The sequence below is a fragment of the Pseudomonas sp. UBA6315 genome, from assembly GCF_002438125.1.
Taxonomy (GTDB): domain Bacteria; phylum Pseudomonadota; class Gammaproteobacteria; order Pseudomonadales; family Pseudomonadaceae; genus Aquipseudomonas; species Aquipseudomonas faucium.
The window spans coordinates 494-17,993 of the sequence record NZ_DJTF01000132.1 but is presented as its reverse complement, the minus strand read 5'-3'; the positions used below and the strand labels follow the sequence as shown (position 1 = coordinate 17,993).

Below are 17,500 nucleotides of genomic sequence, written 5' to 3'. Positions count from 1 at the left end.
GACGACCTGGTCAAGTCGTTCCAGCCGCTGGTCATTTCGTAAGGTTTAGGCAACAAGGATGGTGAGCATGGCAGTTTCTGAACAACGGGTCGCAATCGTCATTCCGGCCCGCTACGGCTCCACCCGCCTGCCGGGCAAGCCGCTGGCCGATATCGCCGGTAAACCGATGGTGCAGCACGTTTACGAGCGCGCCCTGCAGGTTGCCAACGCGCAGGTCGTGGTCGTCGCCACCGATGATGAACGCGTGGCCGAAGCCGTGCGCGGCTTTGGTGGCCAGTGCGTGATGACGTCGCCTGAGCATCCCTCCGGCACTGACCGCCTGGCCGAAGTCATGGCCCAGGTCGATGCGGACATCTACATCAACCTGCAAGGCGATGAGCCGCTGGTCCGCCCGGCTGATATCGAAGCATTGGCTGTCGGCATGCTGGCCGATGCCAGCGTCAATGTCGGCACCTTGTGCCACCCGATCGACGCGCACGAAGCCAGCAACCCCAACACCGTCAAAGTGGTGTTGGCTGGCAATGGCAACGCGCTGTATTTCAGCCGCTCGCCCATCCCCTACCCGCGCGACGCCGAAGCGGCCACCTACCTCAAGCATGTGGGCGTGTATGCCTACCGCCGCGCAGTGCTGGCCGAATATGCCAGCCTGCCGCAGCCGATGATGGAGCATGCGGAAAAGCTGGAGCAACTAAGGTTGATGGCTGCCGGCTACTGCATCCGCGCCTACGTCGTCGAGCCGACCGGCCCGGGCGTGGATACGCCTGAGTGCCTTGAGCAGGTCCGCGCGCTGATGTCTGGACAAACCCCGCTAGGGAAGCCGACCCTGGCCGATATCCGCCTGGTCATTACCGATGTGGACGGCGTGCTCACCGATGGCGGCATCTACTATGACGCGACCGGTGAATGCCTCAAACGCTTCCATGTGCGCGATGGCATGGGCATGCGTTTGCTGGAAGAGAATGGCGTGCGGGTGGCCGTACTCTCCGGCCGTGATTCTGCGACCTTGCGCAAGCGTGTGGCGGACCTGGGAGTGACGCTGTGCCAATTCGGCGTGAAGGACAAGCTCGCGGCGTGCAAGCAGCTAATGGTTGAGGCTGGTCTGACAGCAGCACAAACTGCCTGTATCGGCGACGACTGCATCGACTTGCCCGCATTCGCAGCTTGCGGGATGGCGTTTGCCGTTGCCGATGCACCGGTTTACGTCAAAGCTGCAGCGACTCAGACACTGAATGCGGCGGGCGGTACCGGCGCGTTCCGCGAAGTGGCCGATGCCATCCTTACGGCGCAAGGAAAGTATGCTGTCATAAGCACCGCTTCAGGCTACACGAATGTCATGAATAAGATGGCCCAATAATATTCAGCTAGAAAACTTAAAGGGCCGAATATGCGCAACGCTATTCAGCCCTTTCGGCTCAATCAAGCTGAAACAACAGTCTTCTCAAGAAAATCAGATCAAGCCGTAGTAACTGAGCACTTCAAACCCTCATTAAGCCTTTTTTAAAAGCTAACTACTTTCGTTCTCCGAAGTCGAAGGCTGCGGCGTAGCTTAAGCCCCCCTGATCGTACTAAAAGAGAGTAAGCTCCAAGCATGCGAACACTCTTACTCACCCTCCCTCCAGCAAGCTCAGCAATTTAGATCTTGCCGCCTCAATATCACCTAACTCATACACACAAACAGTATACATGGCGATTAACAGCAATGAATCGACCTGTAAGTTAAAGTTATTTTCAACCTCAGCGAGCATGACCTTCCAGTTGCGCGCCAGATAGCCAGCATTAACTTTGTATTCCAAACCATAAACAACGCGCCCGCACTATAAGAGCCACGCCCAACTTCCGCACCCCAATAAGACTTTGAAGATCAGGAACTATCCATCTATCTCAACTCAGACTATTTCTCCCATCATGCCGAGCATACTAAACGCAATAACGGCCAACATCTTTAGCACCTCACTTGGCGAAGGAGTGCCAATCGTATCAGCAACACCCACCTAATCATGAAGAAGTCTAAGCCTGGGAACATCAGCACGTAAATCAAGGTAGATTGACTGAAACTGATTGCGAGATAGCTCTGTTCGCCCCTTGGAACCTCAGCACCGGCTTAACAGAAGATGCAGAGCCATGATCAGCCTATATAAGTGCCCAAAAAAGAATAGCAACAAAAGCACTCACACCATCACCAAAAGATATAGCTTACTCGCACCAAAGAGTCTTAAATTCAGATATTTTGCTCACGACCCCTTGCAAGCCACCCTCAATACTTATAATACCCGCCCTATACCAGTACCTCATTGGACTGCTGAGGAACAAACAGTTACACCACAAACCTTCGTCAGCTTACAGAAGGTAAATTTCAGACACCTTGTATCAAACGAAAAAAATCAGTAGTTTTTGGGATACAGGGTACTTTGCAAAAAATAATAACCACCAAACTCTGAAATCCCCACAACCTTATACCAATCCAATTAATTCACTACACACCTCAACGCTTAATCTGCGAGACACCTGGGAACTCATGACCCTACTCGCACCCAATATGGGATCCAATCTTGACGCCGCTATTCTTGATTGCCCGCTCAATTAAAATGCAATTTACATCAGGCTGCGCCTCAAGATCAGCTTAACCCTACCTAGAAGTGGGTACGACTTCGATGGCTACGTGGTAAGCTTCAATCAAACCTAGCCATGAGCATGCTTTTTGCTTATCAATTCAATCCGTCAAATTTATGGCAACGCGAGGAATTTGCTTCATGCCAGAAGAAAAAAATAAAACCCTCAGCCTTGAAGGTTCCTTTGAAGATTGCGAAGTTGTGTCATACAGCGATTACTGCATGGCCATCATTCGCGATCGCAGCCTGCCAACACTCATTGCATTTTCATCGGTCAACACACCAAGAGGGAAGTTCAAACCCTTCAAAGTCATCTCCGAATGTTCCTGCAATATCATTTTTGTCAATGACAGCGCCAACAATTGGTACTTGAAAGGTGTTGAAGGGATTGCTGAAGGATACAAATCCTCCGCCCTCAAAATAGTAGAGATAGCCCGCTCCATAGGGAATGGGAAAGCTATCACCTTCGGTACATCTATGGGAGCGTATGGCGCCCTGCTATACGCGGCGGCTGGCAATGCCGACTGCTGCCTGTCGTTTGGCCCAGAAGTATTACTTGACCTGCCCGGTAGCAGAAGCGAACAGCACAAGACAAAAGAGGCCCAGCTACCTTACGGCGAACTCGTTAAATTAATAGAAGAATCAAGCACTCCCTTCTATGTATTTACCAGCGAGTGCGATGAGATCGATTTAATTAATGCACTATCACTGAACAAGCTGAAGAACGTTCAAACAGCTTCCGTTCGGGGAGTTGAACATCCTGGCATTCAAGTTTTTTCCGAGAAGGCAGGCGTTGCCGAGTTTGTAGACCGCGCCATTAAAAGCCCTGAATCAATCTTTCAGTTTGAGCAGCGAGGAGCACTTCTTGAAAGCGAAGAACTCATCAAAGACCTCTGGATAGCTTACAGCCTCAGAAAGGAAAAGAAAGTATCTGGCTGTTTGGCCTACCTTGAGAGTCAGAAATGGAAGTCATCATCTAGCTCTGCTTTCATGCACCGCCTCGGAGAAGCATATTACCGTAACGGCAACCAGGCTCTTGCCGCTGAATACTTAGGGCACGCCATTAGACTCGATGAATTACAATTTGAGTCATATAACCTGTTGGGCGTTATACAACGCAGAAAAAAACTGTACGCCTCAGCCGAGGAGAACTTGAAGAAATCCTTAGCTATATCTCCTCGCAATGCATTCGCACATCACAACTTAGGATTGTTGCTATTAGACGTCCAACGGGTTGATGAGGCCATCTCTTGCTTTGAGAAAGCAGTAAAAATCAACAAAGGCAACAGCACATTCGCGAAAAGCCTGATAGAGGCAAAAGAAATGCTTGCCACTGCGAACTGATCGCTCATTAAGATGCCCGCGATTTTTAGGCGGGCATCCTATCAATTTTAAAACTCTGTCACGGAAAATTGTATCAAATACTCTCTGGAGAGTGGCCACGCAACTTAGTCAAAAATTTCGACCACACCCACCACTGCCCCTTCAACATCCGTCACCGCCAACGCCCGAATCTTGTTGTCGATCATGTAGGCCTCAGCCTCCGACAGCTGCGCATCTTCCAGAATGGTATGCGGCTTGGCCGTCATGAACTGCGCAACAGTCTCGTGAATGATGCCTTCGTTGCTCAGCAGCGCCCGGCGCAGGTCGCCGTCGGTGACGATGCCGACCAGCTTGTTTTCGTCCATCACCACGGTCAGGCCCAGGCGGCTGCGGGTCATCACCAGCAGGCAGTCGTGGAAGCTGGTGGTCGGGGTCACCACCGGTGCCGGCGAGTGCATCACGTCGCGCACGCGGGTCAGCAACTTGCGGCCCAGGCTGCCGCCGGGGTGGTAGCGGGCAAAGTCCATCGGCTTGAACTGGATGGCTTCGATCAAGGCCACGGCCAGCGCGTCGCCCATGGCCATGGTGGCCAGGGTCGAGGTGGTCGGGGCCAGGTTGTTCGGGCAGACCTCGCGCTCGACCGAGATGTCCAGCCAGATGTCGGCGTGCCTGGCAAGGGTCGACTTGCCATTGCCGGTCATGGCGATGATCTTGTTGCCAAAGGATTTCAGGCTCGGGATCAGCTTGATCAGCTCTTCGGTTTCGCCGCTGTAGCTGATCAGGATCAGCACGTCGATCGGCTTGAGCATGCCCAGGTCGCCGTGGAAGGCTTCGGCGGGGTGCAGGAAGAAGCTGGGGGTGCCGGTGGAGGCGAAGGTGGCGACCATTTTCTGGCCGATCAGGCCGGATTTGCCCATGCCGCAGACCACGGTGCGGCCCTGGCAGCCAAGGATCAGCTCGACAGCGCTCTGGAATTCGCCATCAAGACGTTCGGCCAGCTGGGTGACGGCTTGAGCCTGGGCGATTAGGGCTTCTTTGGCGATGTTGAGGTGGTTCATGTTCGTCCCTGACGACTGCAGTAATGCGAAGCGGCGAATGGTAAGGTTTTTGTCATGGTTAGCAAAGCGGCAGGTTGGGAATTCCCTATTAGAACAATGGACGCTCTCGCGGGGACAGGCTCTGACTTGAGATTCAGATGATTCCTACAAGATTGGAGTAGAGAAGTTATGCGGTGGGAAATACCCTACAACTTCTGTCGGCAGGCGTCTGATTGTGGCGGGAAAGCTTGCACTCTAGGCTTTTCCGGTCGCTGAGGGTTCAGCGATCGGGGTGTGGAAACCTCGGGCTACACATATGGCTGCAGTCGTCATGACAGCTGTGCGCGGGAGGCTCTCGAGCCTGCCGGGTTTGCCATATGCCTGGTTTTCCACCCCGCGTACAGTTGTCACCCCAATGTGTGGAAACGAACGGGTGGCACATTCCAATATGGTGCCGAACATGAAAAAAATCGTACCCGACCCACCTTATTCCTTCGCACTCCCTCCCGGTAAAACACTCTCCCGCGCGATCAGCGAAGGCATCGTGCCGATGGAGCATGTGTTGATGAACGTGTCCCACTATCTGATGTTCGCCTACAGCGACAGCCGCAGCGCCCTTGAGCGCATCGAGGATGAAGAGACGCGGCAGCAGCTGCAGCACGGCCTGCGGGCGATGCAGATTGCCTGGGGCCAGGCGGATGCCTTGGCCCTGGCGGTGGAGCGTGGCGCAAGCGTGAAGTGAGGGCTGGGCGGGCCTCGCGGCTCGCCTCCTTATGCGGCATGCGAGCGCGAGCGCTGCACGGGCGGCGTTCGCGCTCATAGCATATTTCCATTGTGCCCCCGCCCCATATCCCGCAGCATACCCGCCCTTCACAGCTTCAAATGGACACACGGCTGCTGCCTGATCGGATGTCATGACTAGCCCACCTCGCCCGCCCGCATCGAGCACGACGCTCTACCGCTGGCAACGGGCCCCGCTCGAACACCAGCTGCACGCGCTGATGCCCCAATGGGCCGGCCAGGCGCTGCACATCAGCACCCAGGACTTGGCGTCGAACGCGTCCTTCGTCAACTACGTGCGCCACCATCGCCTGACCGACCCCTGCACCGGGCAAGCGGTGGAAATGGTGGAAAAATCGATTCGCAAAGTGGCCTTCCTCGGCAGCCAGGAAGCCCGCTTTCACCGCGCCGAAGGCCTGCTGGCCGGCAGCACGCAGTTTCGCTATCCAGCCTGCCTGGGGGTGATCGAAACGCCGTGGGAGAGCCTGATCTTCACCGAGTTCGTGCGCGGCAAGCCGCCGCGCATGCACGCCATCGCCCGGCAACTGGCCTTGGGCATCGCCGAGCTGGAAAGCCTCAGCCATGCCTGGCTGCAGGCGCAGCCAATGGCCAAGGCACCGCTGTTGTGGAGCATGGATTTCTTTCGGCCGTGGTTCCTGCTGCGCCCGCGCTTCAACTTTGCCCGCTGCCTGCCAGGGCTGATGCAACTGGGGCGCGACGATGTGCGCTTTGCCGGGCTGGCGACGCGCTTCGAGGCCTGCGTGCCGATGATGTGCCGGCTGGCAGCGCAGGCGCGGCGCAGCCCGCGCTGCATCAGCCACATGGATTACCTGCGCAAGAACCTGTTCGTCGACCAGGGGCAACTGCACTTGATCGACTGGAGCGAAGTGAAGGTCGGGCGCATCGGCTTCGATGGCGGGGCGTACCTGGGCAGCCTGTTCCGGCGCAAGGACATGGCCGTGTTCCTGGCGGCGCAGGCGGAGTTCGAAGAGGCCTATGGCGGGGCGCTGGCGGCGCAGTTTGGCAGGCAGCAGGCGCTGGGCAATGTGCGCTACATGTTCTTGCTCACGGCGCTGTTCCATTGCCTGCGGTCGGAGACGGTCGAGGAGTATCGCGAACGCGACCGGATGGGCTTGCTGCGCGAGAAGTACGCGTATCTGCTGGGGTTGATGCAGGGCTGCCCTTAGCCCGCGGCTCAACCCCTGGCAGCCCGAATCTGCGGGAGCTGGCCTGGCCTCATCGCCGGCTGCTGGCTCCCACAAGGTTGCTGTTGTGCAGCCAGGCTCAGAACGCCAGCCCCAGCTTCACGCCATACTCATCGCGCTTGAGCTCGGTGTTGTCGGCCACCAGCGAATCTTCGTCGAGCTCGTAGTGGGTCCTGATGTAGTACACACCCGCCTGGATCGGGAAATCACCCTGCTGGTTCATCAGCAAGGTGATTTCCGCATAGGGGTTGGCCCGGTCCTTCATGTCGCTGCTTTCGTCGTCGAAGCCCTGTACATCGAGCTTCGCCCGGCCATCGACCATGTAGTGCACGCCGCCCTCGACGCGTAGTGTCGCGGTGTCGAACTGGTGGTTGTAGCCCAGCGCAGCCTTGGCAAAAGGTGATTTGTAGGTCAGGTCGGTGTCGCGCCGATGGGTTTGCAGCTCGAAGCGCTGCCAGGCATAACCTGCGCCCACGATCACGTCGGCAAAGTTGCGTGCATCCAGCGCCACACGCCACCCCAGGTCGAGCGCGGCGCGGGCGTCCTTGAACTTGTAGTCGTTCTGCTCGGCGTACTTGCCCTCGCCGCCAAGCTGGTAGATCAACCCTGATTCAGCGGTCATCTTGTTGCCGTAGCTGGCGAACACACCGCCCTCTCCTACGTACTCGCTTTGCGATTGCCTGCCGCCGTGGAAGGTGAATTCGTCGTAGGCGCCGATCAGGCCGATGACGAACCGGGGTTCGGTACTGGGTGCGGCAGTCGCCGCCAACGGGGCGCCCATCAGGGCCAGGATGCAGGTGTGACGCAGCAGATTGCGTGTGCGCATGCGGGAAGTCTCCATGACAAGAATCGAGTGACGAGCCCTGATTACGAGAATAGCGCCAACGCAAAAGTTCGACTGGATTTCAACAACCGCGCGCAACTTGGTGATCGGTCACAGAATTGCGACTCAGGCCAAATAGTGTCATTTTGATGCCACTCGTCGGCCTTTGCGCATATTGTCGACTTTTCTTATAAGAATCTTCTCTAAAAGCCCTTCGCGAAATGTGAATTTGTATTAAGATCCGCGTCCTGTTTTTGGATCCGTTCCCCTCGATCCAGCCCCCTTCTTTTACTCGATTGCCTGGCATGGAACCCCGCTGCTCGTTTATGGATGACGCGTTACCTCGCCCGCGCTTGCTGGTCCTGTCCAAGGGCGCCCAGCGCATCAGCACCCTGCCCTCCCTGTTGCCCGACTTCGCGCTGCAAAACGGTGCTGTGCGCGATGTGCCTGCCTGTGACTGGGTCATGGCCTGGGGCCGCAAGCCCAGCGCGCTCAAGGCCATGGCCGAGGCGCGCAAGGCGGGCAAGGCAGTGCTCACCCTGGAGGATGGTTTCATCCGCTCTGTGGGCCTTGGCGCCGACGAGCCGCCGCTGTCGCTGATCGTCGACGATGTGGGCGTGTACTACGACGCCAGCCAGCCTTCGCGGCTGGAACAACTGATTGCCACGCCCCTGGATGCCTCCCAGCACCAACGTGCCCTGGCGCTGCGCAGCCTGTGGCAGCAGCAGCGGGTGTCCAAGTACAACGACGCACGCATCGAGCACCCTGCGCTGGCGGACGACTGCGTGCTGGTCGCCGACCAGACCTGTGCCGATGCCTCCCTGCAGGGCGCCACGGCGGCCGACTTCAAGGCAATGCTCGAGGCGGCGCTGGCCCGCTACCCGCACAGCACGGTGTTGCTCAAGGTGCACCCGGACGTTGTCGCCGGGCGCAAGGCCGGGCATTTCGACCTGGCCGCGCTGGCCGGCCACCCGCGCATCCAGGTGCTGGCGCGCAATGTGCACCCGGCCGAGCTGTTGCCGCGCATGCGTGCGGTGTATGTGATGACCTCGCAACTGGGCTTCGATGCGTTGCTGTGGAATGTGCCGGTACACACCTGGGGCATGCCGTTCTATGCCGGCTGGGGCCTGACCGACGACCGCCTGCCGGCCCCGCCGCGGCGCCAGCCGGTGCCCTTGGCGCAACTGGTACACGCAAGCCTGGTGGCCTACCCGCGCTATGTCTGCCCCGAGCGCGGCACGCCGTGCACGCCGGAGGTGCTGATCCGCTGGCTGGGCCTGCAGCGCCGTCACCGCAGCGTGCTGCCCGATGCCGTGCAGATGCTCGGCTTCAGCCGCTGGAAGGAGCCGCTGGCCGACCTGTTCTTCAACGGCGCCGCCATTCGTTTGGTCAAGGCCGAACAACCGCTGACGCGCGACCTGCCGGTGGTGTCGTGGGGCTGCAAGCATGATGAGCAGCTGCACGATCACCCGCACCCGGTCAGCCGCGTCGAAGACGGCTTCCTGCGCTCGGTCGGCCTGGGCGCCGGCAAGGCGCGGCCGTTGTCGTGGGTCGTCGACGACCTGGGCATCTACTACGACGCCACCCGCCCTTCACGGCTGGAGCGCATCCTTGCCAACCACACCTTCAGCGCCGATCTGCTGGCCCGCGCCGGCGCCTTGCGCCAGGCCATCTGCCGCGCCGGGCTGACCAAGTACAACCTGCCTGGCGCCAGCTGGCAGCGCCCGGCCACGGCGGCCAAGGTGGTCCTGGTCACCGGCCAGGTCGAAGGCGATGCCTCGATCCGCTACGGCGGCCACCAGGTGCGCAGCAACCTGCAACTGCTGCGGGCGGTGCGCGAGCACAACCCTGGCGCCTGGGTGCTGTACAAGCCCCACCCGGAGGTGCTGGCCGGCACGCGCGCGCGCGGCGATGACGAAGCGCAGACGGTGCACTGGTGCGACGAAGTGATCGGCGACACGCCGCTGCAGCAGCTGCTGGAGGTGGTCGACGAGGTGCACGTGCTGACCTCGCAGTCGGGCTTCGAAGCCTTGCTGCGCGGGGTCCCGGTGACCACCTGGGGCCAGCCGTTCTACGCCGGCTGGGGGCTGACCCGCGACATGGACCTGCAATTGCCTGTGCAGGCCCGGCGCTCACGGCGGCTGAGCCTGGATGAACTGGTGGCCGGCACGCTGCTGCTCTACCCCACCTACGTCAGCCGCATCACCAACCGCTTCACCACCGCAGAACAGACGCTTTACGAACTTCAGCATTGGCATACGCTAGCGCAGCAAGGAGCGACATCCCGATGGCAGGACTTGAAACGACGCTTGAGCAGTTTGTTGGGCATGAAGCGCCCAGCCGGCTGAGCACAAGGTCGGCACGTGGTCCGCTGCTGCGTATCCCGACCCACAACTTCATGTTTTTGCAGGGCGTCAGCTCGCCGTTCTTCGCGCGCCTGGCCATGGCCCTGCGTGGCATCGGCCAGCGTGTGCACAGTGTGCGCTTCAACGTCGGCGACGCGCTGTACGGCGCCAGCGGCCCGTACCTGAACTGCCCGTGCCGCGCCGAAGACAGCCAGGCGTGGTTCGCCGACATCTTCCGCCAGCTGGACATCACCGACCTGGTGCTGTTCGGCGACTGCCGCCCCGTGCACCGCCCGGCCGTGGCACTGGCGCGTCGCCATGGCGTGCGCGTGCATGTGTTCGAGGAAGGCTACTTTAGGCCCTACTGGGTGACGCTGGAGCGCGATGGGGTGAACAACCATTCGCGCCTGCCGCGCGACCCGCAGTGGTACCGCGAGGTCGGCAAGCACATCCCGCGCTACCAGAACGGCAATGCCTTCAAGCTGTCGTTCGCCGCACGCGCCAGCCACGATGTGCTGTACCACGTCGGCGGCGCGTTGAACGCGCTGTGCTATCCGCGCTACCGCACCCATGCGCCGTACAGTGCGGCGGTGGAGTACGCCGGGTTCATCCGCCAGGGCGTGCGCCTGCTACGCGCCCGGGCGCATGACGACGCGCTGGTTGCAGAAGTGGCCCGCGAGCGCCACCCGACCTTCCTGCTGCCGCTGCAGCTGGACAGCGACGCACAAATCCGTGACCACTCGCGCTTCCAGAACATGGAGCAGGTGATCGAGCATGTGATCGACTCGTTCTCGCTCAACGCCCCCTTCGATGCCCGCCTGCTGGTCAAGAACCACCCACTGACCCCGGGGTTGGTCAACTACCGCAAGGTCACCGCGCGGCTGGCGGCCAAATACGATGTGGCCGAGCGCGTCGACTTCCTGGAAAGCGGGCACATGCCCACGCTGCTCTCGCACATCGCCGGGATGATCACCGTCAACAGCACCGCCGGAGCTTCGGCGATCCTCCACCAGCGCCCGACCTGCACCCTGGCCGAGCCGATCTACGCCATGCCCGGCATGACCCACCAGGATGGCCTGGACAGCTTCTGGCAACAGCCCGAGCGGCCCGACAACACCTTGTTCCAGCGCTTTCGCAACACGGTCATCCACACCACGCAGGTCAACGGTGGGTTCTACACCGGCTGTGGCATCGACATGGCCGTGGCCAATTGCCTGGAAGTGTTGATGGCCAGAACTTCAAGAATCGAAAACTACCTATGAACCACACAGCTTCGCCCCGCTGCATCCTCATTACCGGCGCCACCGGCGGTATCGGTGGCGCACTGGCGCCGGCCTACGCCGCGCCGGGCGTGACCCTGATCCTGCAAGGCCGGCGCCAGGCGCGCCTTGAGGAAATGGCCGAGCAATGCCGGGCGCTGGGCGCCACGGTGCTGCTGGAGGCCCTCGACGTGCGTGACCTGGAAGCCCTGCGGGCGATGGTGCGGCGCGTCAGCGAAGCGCACCAGCCCGACCTGGTGCTGGTGGGCGCCGGCTTGAACACCGCCGTGGGCGCCAACGGCGAGGCCGAGTGCTGGGACGACAGCCGCGCCCTGCTGGAAGTCAACGTGATGGCCGCATTGGCCACCGTGGAAGCGGCCCTGCCGGCCATGCGCAGCCGTGGCCACGGGCAGATCGCGCTGTTCAGCTCGCTGGCCGGCTGGCGCGGCCTGCCGGTGACCCCGACCTACAGCGCCAGCAAGGCGGCGATCCGCGTGTATGGCGAAGCGATCCGCGATTGGCTGGCGCCGGAAGGGGTCAAAGTGAATGTGATCGTGCCGGGGTATGTGGAGTCGAAGATGTGCTTCGAGATGCCTGGGCCCAAGCCGTTCCTGTGGACTGCGCAAAAGGCCGCCAAGCGCATTAAGCGCGGGTTGGCTGCGAACCAGGCGCGCATCAGCTTCCCATTCCCGCTCAATTTGGGCACCTGGCTGCTGGGGCTGATCCCGCAGTGGCTTTCCTCGATGATCCTGCGCGGGCTGAAATACAGTGATTGATGTTGCCTGGATGCCGGTAGCCGTTGCCGGCCTGTGCCTGAGCGTGCTGGTCGAACGGCTGCTGATGCCACGCCCCTCCCTGCGTCGCCCGGCCAGCTGCTGGCTGCTGCACCTGGGCTTGTGGTGCGCAGGCTTCGGCTTGCTGTATGGGCTGACGGCCCGGCCGCTGTTCAGTGGTGTGAACCTGCTGCTGCTGTGGCTGCTGATCGTGCTGGTCAGCAACTCGAAGTACCACTCGCTGCGCGAGCCGTTCGTGTGCGCCGATTTCGAGTACTTCAGCGATGCGGTGAAATTCCCGCGCTTGTACCTGCCGTTTTTCGGCTTTGGCAAGGCGGCGGTACTGGCTGCAGGGTTCGTGCTGTACCTGTGGGCGGGGCTGAGTTTCGAAGTGCCCCAGGCGCGGGCCGAGGCATTGCTGCCGCTGGCGTTGGGGCTGGGCTTGCTGCGCCTGGGCCGGCGCCCGGTCACGCCGAGTTTCGATGCCGAGAAAGACCTGTTGGCCTGGGGCCTGGCCGCCAGTTTGTGGCGCTACTTCTGGGCAGCCCGGGCCAAGGTGGACCGCGTGGCGTTGAATTCGCCGTTCGCCGCAGTGCCCGCAAAAGGTCTGGCAGTGGCCACCCCTCTGCCCGACCTGGTCTCGATCCAGAGCGAATCGTTCTTCGACGTCCGCCACCTGTGGCCCGGGGTACGCCCGGAGGTGCTCGGCCAGTTCGACCAACTGGCCCGTGAGTCGCTGGCCCACGGCAAGCTGCAGGTCGCCGCCTGGGGCGCCAATACGGTGCGCACCGAGTTCGCCTACCTCACCGGCATCCCGGCCGAGCGCCTCGGCGTGCACCGCTTCAACCCCTATCGGGTGCTCGCCCGCCAAGGCTTGCCAAGCATCGCCTCGCGGCTCAAGGCCCAAGGCTACCGCACCGTCTGCATCCACCCCTACGACGGCAGTTTCTATGGCCGGGACAAGGTGCTGCCAGCCCTGGGCTTCGACGAGTTCATCGACGTGCGCGCCTTCAGCGCTTCGCAGAAAGCCGGGCCATTCATTGGCGACTGCGCCGTGGCCGAGAAGGTCCGTGCCTTGCTCGAGGCGCCCGATCGTACCCAGCCGTTGTTCATCCACGCGGTGACCATGGAAAACCATGGCCCACTGCACCTGGAAAACGTCGCTGAAAGCGAACTGCCCACCTGGTTCGATCGCCCGCTGCAACCTGGCATGAAGGACCTGGCGCCCTACCTGCGGCACATCGGCAACGCCGACCGTATGCTCGGCATGCTGCGCGACACGCTGTTGGCGCAGCGCAACGAGGCCCTGCTGTGCTTCTTTGGCGACCACGTGCCGATTCTGCCCGAGGTCTACCAGGCCATCGGCGCGCCGGCTGGCGATACCGACTACCTGCTCTGGTCCAACCGCCATCGGCCAGGCAGCAACGCCAGCCCGATCCGCGTCGAGGCACTGGCCGGCGCGCTGCTGGCGCAGGCCCAAGGGCCGGGCAGCGCTGTTCGGCCACGCGCGGCCACTGCAGAGGTCGCCTGACAAGGTGGTGCATATCGTCCTGGGATCGGACCTGGCAGCGGAGCGTGCCACGGACCCTGCACTGGCCCAGTTGCTGAGCCAGGGGCGTGGCTCGCTGGCGTTTCTGCTCGGTGACAGCGCCAGCCGCTTGCGCCTGCTCGGCGCAGGCATCCATTGGGACCGCGTGCTGCTGGCCTTCGACGGCGAACGGGCGGTGGGCTTTGCCGCCTTCAAGCATGCCCGGCGCGGGCCGTTCGGCCTGCACTGGCGGCCATTCGTGCGCGAGTTCGGGTTGCTCGCTGGCAGCGTGCGCTTTGCCGGCTTTTGCCTGAGCGAGCTGCGCGAGTGGCGCTACGGCTTCTTGCTGTATGGCCTGCGGGTAGAGCGCAGTGCACGCAACCTGGGTATCGGCCAGGCGCTGGTGCAGGCCTGTTGCACCCATGCCGCGGGCCTGGGTTTTGCCCGCATCGACCTGGAAGTGCCGCTGAACAACCCACGCGCCCGGCGCCTGTACCAGCACAACGGCTTCAACCTGCGGCGCAAGCGCTGGGTGCCATTGCCACCGGTGCGCGGCATGTGGAGGCCGCTGCCATGAGCAACCCGCAAGCATTGGTGGAAGGCCCGGGCTGGGTGGGCATCATGTCCCAGTGGGTGGCCTGGAAGGTGCTGCACCTGCCGCAGTTCCTCGGGCCGGAAGGCCCGCCATGCTGGCTGTGGCGCCGTGGTTCGGGCAAGCCCAAAGGGCTCAAGGCGATCGCCGGCATCGGCTACAAGCAGTCCTCGGCCCATGCCCGTGTGCTGTGCCAGCGCTGGGGGCTGCCGTACATCGCGCTGGAGGATGGCTTCCTGCGCTCCTCGTCGCTCGGCATCGAGGGCGATACGCCCATGTCGATGGTGGTCGACCCTATTGGCATCCATTACCTGGCCGACCGGCCTTCGCTGCTGGAAAACATCCTGCAGCAGCCCGAAGCCCTGGGCGAAGATGAGTTGGCCAGTGCCCGCGAGCTGATTGCACTGATGCGCAGCAGCGGCATTGGCAAGTACAACAATGCCCCCGACTTGCCCGACGACGAGCCGTTGGGCCGCGATCGCCCGCTGGTGCTGGTGGTCGACCAGACCGCCGGGGACTATTCGATCCCAGGCGGCGGGCTGTGCGAGGCGGACTACGTGCGCATGCTCGATACCGCCCTGGCAGAAAACCCCGACGCCGACGTGCGGGTGCGTATCCACCCCGATTGCCTCGGCGGGCACAAGCCCAGCTGCCTGCTGGCGGCGGCCAAGGCCCGCGGCGTCACCCTCGAAGCGCGGCCGGTGGCCTGGGCATCGCTGGCCCGGCGCGCCCGGCGGGTGTACATCGGCACCAGCCAGGCCGGGCTCGAAGCCTTGATCCAGGGTGTGCCGGTAACCTGTTTCGGCTTGCCGTTCTATGCCGGCTGGGGCCTGACCGACGACCGCATGGCCATCCCCCGGCGTCAGGCCCGGCCTGACCTGGTGCAGCTGGTGGCTGCGGCGTACATCCGCTACTGCCGCTATGTCGACCCGCTGACCGGCGCCCTCACCGATGCCCTCAGCGTCGCCCATCAGCTGGCGCAGAAGAAGGCCCGCGATACGGAATTCGCCGGGCACACGACGGTGCTCGGGGTGAAGCGCCACAAGCAGCACAACATTCGTCGCTTCTTCGCCAGCCGTTGGGGGCAGCTGCGCTTTGCCGTGGACAGCCCGCAGTTGGTGTCGCAGGTAGCCGCCGAGCAAGGCCGGCTACTGCTGTGGGCGGCGCGCGAACCGGCAGGCCTGATGGCGCGAGCACAAGCCGCCGGGGTGCCGGTGTGGCGGGTGGAAGATGGCTTCCTGCGCTCCACCGGGCTGGGGGTGAACAACAGCCCGGCGTTGTCGCTGGTGCTCGACCGCGGCGGCATCCATTACGACGCAGCGTCGGCCAGCGACCTGGAGCAGCTGCTGCAGCACGGCGCCTTCCCCCCCGCTGCCCTGGCCGACGCCGCACGCCTGCGCGAGGCCATCGTTGCCAGCGGCACCAGCAAGTTCAACCTGCGCCAGGGGCCTTTGCCAAAGCTGCTCGGCCAGCCTGGGCAGCGCCGGGTGCTGGTGGTCGGCCAGGTCGAGGACGATGCCTCGGCGCTGTGCAGCGGCGGCGGCCCCGGCTGCAACCTGCGCCTGCTGCAGCAGGTGCGTGCGGCATTGCCCAAGGCCTGGGTGCTGTACAAGCCGCACCCGGATGTGGAGGCCGGCAAGCGCCAGGGGCAGGTGGCGCGCGAGCAGCTGGCCGGCCTGGCCGACCAGGTACTGGCCGGGGCCGACATCGCCGAGCTGTACGGCCAGGTCGATGAGCTGCACACCTTGAGTTCCACCGCCGGTTTCGAGGCGCTGCTGCGCGGCCTGCCGGTGGTGACCTATGGCACACCGTTCTACGCCGGCTGGGGGTTGACCCGCGACCACCAGCCGTTGCCGCGCCGAACCCGGCGCCTGACCCTGGACCAGTTGGTGGCCGGCGCCTTGATGCGCTATGCGCGCTATGCCGACGTCCAGCAAGCCCTGCCCTGCGATGCCTGGCACGCCCTCGCCTGCCTGGCCACGCCCCGCCCTGCGCGGCTGGCCGAGCACCCGCGAGTGGCGCCGTTGCTCAACTACACCCGGACCATGCTCGGCTGGCGCCGGGCGCTGGGCCCCGTAAAGGACTAGACCATGCCTGTTTCGCTCCAGGACATCGGCCGCTACGCGGCACTGCCTTGGCATTGCCTGCAACTGGCCACCCACGCCAAATCGTTCGAGAACAACCCGGTACTGGGCAGCGCCCGCCTCAACGCCCTGGGCCTGCATGTGCAGCGCCGACAACTGGCCATGGCCATGGCCGGCTGGCGGCGCCAGGCGCTGGCCGCGCGGCTGGATGCCGGCGAGCGCGAGCACTTCGAGCACAATGGTTTCTTCATCCGTGAAAACGCCTTGCCCGCCGAGCAGTTCGCCGCCTTGCGCCGCGAGCTGGGCGAGCTGCGCGACAACGGCTGGGAAATGCGCCAGGGCCGCGCCGTGACCCGGCGCGTAAGCCTCGACCAGGACGTGCTGGCGCGCAACCCGGCAAGCGCGGCGTTCGTCGCCGACCGTGGCGTGCGCGATTTGATTGCCTATGCGTCGTCCAATACCGGTGGCATCACCTACCAGTTGCAGTCGATCGTGATCGACGCAGCCAATGCCGACCAGGACCCGCAAACCCGGCTGCATGCCGACACCTTCCACCCCACCGCCAAGGCGTGGTTGTTTCTCGATGATGTGGCCGACGACCAGGGGCCGTTCAGCTATGTACCGGGCTCGCACCGCCTGACCCCGCAACGCCTGGCCTGGGAATACCGCCAGAGCCTGGATGCCGCGCGCTCGCCAGAGCAGATGCACCGCGAAGGGTCGTTCCGTATCGACGAACCCGACCTGGCCGCCCTCGGCCTGCCCGCCCCACGCCGCTTCGCGGTGCCGGCCAATACCCTGGTGGTGGCAGACACTTCGGGCTTTCATGCCCGTTGCGCCAGCCACAAGGCCAGCCACCGGGTGGAGATCTATGCCAGCTTGCGGCGCAACCCGTTCCTGCCGTGGCGCGGTGCGCACCTGTTCGCCTTGCCGTGGATTGCCAACCATCACATGCGCTGGGATGTGCGCCTGAAGCGCCTGATGGGCTTCGACAAGAAGAGCCATTGGCGCTTCATCGAGCAGTTGAATGCCTATGAGGCGCCCTATATTTGAGGGGCTGGAGGGGGTAGCAGGTGCTTGCCTCTGGACAGTGTCAGGGCTTCTAGGTGCCTGCCTTGGGTTCTTTAGCGCCTGTGAGATCGAGC

Annotated in this window: 14 protein-coding genes; 11 read left to right on the top strand and 3 right to left on the bottom strand. The window is 62.5% G+C overall.

Annotated features, from left to right (window positions below):
* Positions 1-67 precede the first annotated feature (67 nt).
* Positions 68-1,354 carry a 3-deoxy-manno-octulosonate cytidylyltransferase gene (gene kdsB / locus B3E94_RS15480; protein WP_286914188.1) on the top strand — a complete coding sequence of 429 codons (1,287 nt, stop codon included), beginning with the start codon at positions 68-70 and terminating at the stop codon, positions 1,352-1,354.
* Between the two features lie 250 nt (positions 1,355-1,604).
* Here kdsB and B3E94_RS15475 read toward each other — a convergent pair whose 3' ends face one another.
* The gene (locus B3E94_RS15475; protein ID WP_286914187.1) at positions 1,605-1,793 is read right to left on the bottom strand and encodes a hypothetical protein; all 189 of its coding nucleotides are present in this window, start codon (positions 1,791-1,793) and stop codon (positions 1,605-1,607) included.
* A gap of 957 nt (positions 1,794-2,750) precedes the next feature.
* Between B3E94_RS15475 and B3E94_RS15470 the strand changes: the two genes are divergently transcribed.
* On the top strand, positions 2,751-3,953 hold the full coding sequence (locus B3E94_RS15470; protein ID WP_286914186.1) for a tetratricopeptide repeat protein: 1,203 nt from the start codon (positions 2,751-2,753) through the stop codon (positions 3,951-3,953).
* 104 nt (positions 3,954-4,057) lie between these two features.
* Here the strand turns inward: B3E94_RS15470 and B3E94_RS15465 are convergent, their stop codons facing one another.
* Positions 4,058-4,990 (bottom strand): KpsF/GutQ family sugar-phosphate isomerase, encoded by a 933-nt coding sequence (locus tag B3E94_RS15465; protein WP_286914185.1) that lies wholly within the window; start codon positions 4,988-4,990, stop codon positions 4,058-4,060.
* A 439-nt stretch (positions 4,991-5,429) separates the two neighbouring features.
* Here B3E94_RS15465 and B3E94_RS15460 point away from each other — a divergent pair, with 439 nt between their 5' ends.
* Both B3E94_RS15460 and B3E94_RS15455 read left to right on the top strand, forming a co-directional pair.
* A complete protein-coding gene (locus B3E94_RS15460) occupies positions 5,430-5,711 on the top strand; it encodes a hypothetical protein (protein WP_286914184.1) in 282 nt (93 codons plus the stop codon).
* Positions 5,712-5,883: 172 nt separating this feature from the next.
* Entirely contained in the window at positions 5,884-6,936 is a 1,053-nt protein-coding gene (locus B3E94_RS15455) for a phosphotransferase (RefSeq protein WP_286914183.1), read from the top strand.
* A 97-nt stretch (positions 6,937-7,033) separates the two neighbouring features.
* Here B3E94_RS15455 and B3E94_RS15450 read toward each other — a convergent pair whose 3' ends face one another.
* The gene (locus tag B3E94_RS15450) at positions 7,034-7,780 is read right to left on the bottom strand and encodes a hypothetical protein (RefSeq protein ID WP_286914182.1); all 747 of its coding nucleotides are present in this window, start codon (positions 7,778-7,780) and stop codon (positions 7,034-7,036) included.
* A 323-nt stretch (positions 7,781-8,103) separates the two neighbouring features.
* On the opposite strand from B3E94_RS15450, the gene B3E94_RS15445 reads away from it, so the two are divergent.
* From B3E94_RS15445 to B3E94_RS15415, 7 genes are read left to right on the top strand one after another with little or no spacing between them, the layout of a single operon-like run.
* Positions 8,104-10,125: a capsular polysaccharide biosynthesis protein gene (locus B3E94_RS15445; protein ID WP_286914189.1), complete on the top strand. Its 2,022-nt coding sequence runs from the start codon at positions 8,104-8,106 to the stop codon at positions 10,123-10,125.
* Entirely contained in the window at positions 10,065-11,384 is a 1,320-nt protein-coding gene (locus B3E94_RS15440; protein WP_286914181.1) for a capsule biosynthesis protein, read from the top strand. Before B3E94_RS15445 ends, B3E94_RS15440 begins: the two co-directional genes overlap by 61 nt.
* A complete protein-coding gene (locus tag B3E94_RS15435) occupies positions 11,381-12,157 on the top strand; it encodes an SDR family NAD(P)-dependent oxidoreductase (protein WP_286914180.1) in 777 nt (258 codons plus the stop codon). The genes B3E94_RS15440 and B3E94_RS15435 overlap by 4 nt, the downstream gene beginning before the upstream one ends.
* A 10-nt stretch (positions 12,158-12,167) precedes the next feature.
* Positions 12,168-13,685, top strand: coding sequence for an LTA synthase family protein (locus B3E94_RS15430; protein WP_286914179.1), 1,518 nt, complete (start codon positions 12,168-12,170; stop codon positions 13,683-13,685).
* A 4-nt stretch (positions 13,686-13,689) separates the two neighbouring features.
* Complete coding sequence (locus tag B3E94_RS15425; protein WP_313395477.1) at positions 13,690-14,259, top strand: GNAT family N-acetyltransferase; 570 nt, start codon at positions 13,690-13,692, stop codon at positions 14,257-14,259.
* Positions 14,256-16,361 carry a capsular polysaccharide biosynthesis protein gene (locus tag B3E94_RS15420; protein WP_286914176.1) on the top strand — a complete coding sequence of 702 codons (2,106 nt, stop codon included), beginning with the start codon at positions 14,256-14,258 and terminating at the stop codon, positions 16,359-16,361. The genes B3E94_RS15425 and B3E94_RS15420 overlap by 4 nt, the downstream gene beginning before the upstream one ends.
* Positions 16,362-16,364: 3 nt before the next feature.
* Positions 16,365-17,408, top strand: a complete 1,044-nt coding sequence (locus tag B3E94_RS15415) for a phytanoyl-CoA dioxygenase family protein (protein WP_286914175.1) — start codon at positions 16,365-16,367, stop codon at positions 17,406-17,408.
* Positions 17,409-17,500 lie beyond the last annotated feature (92 nt).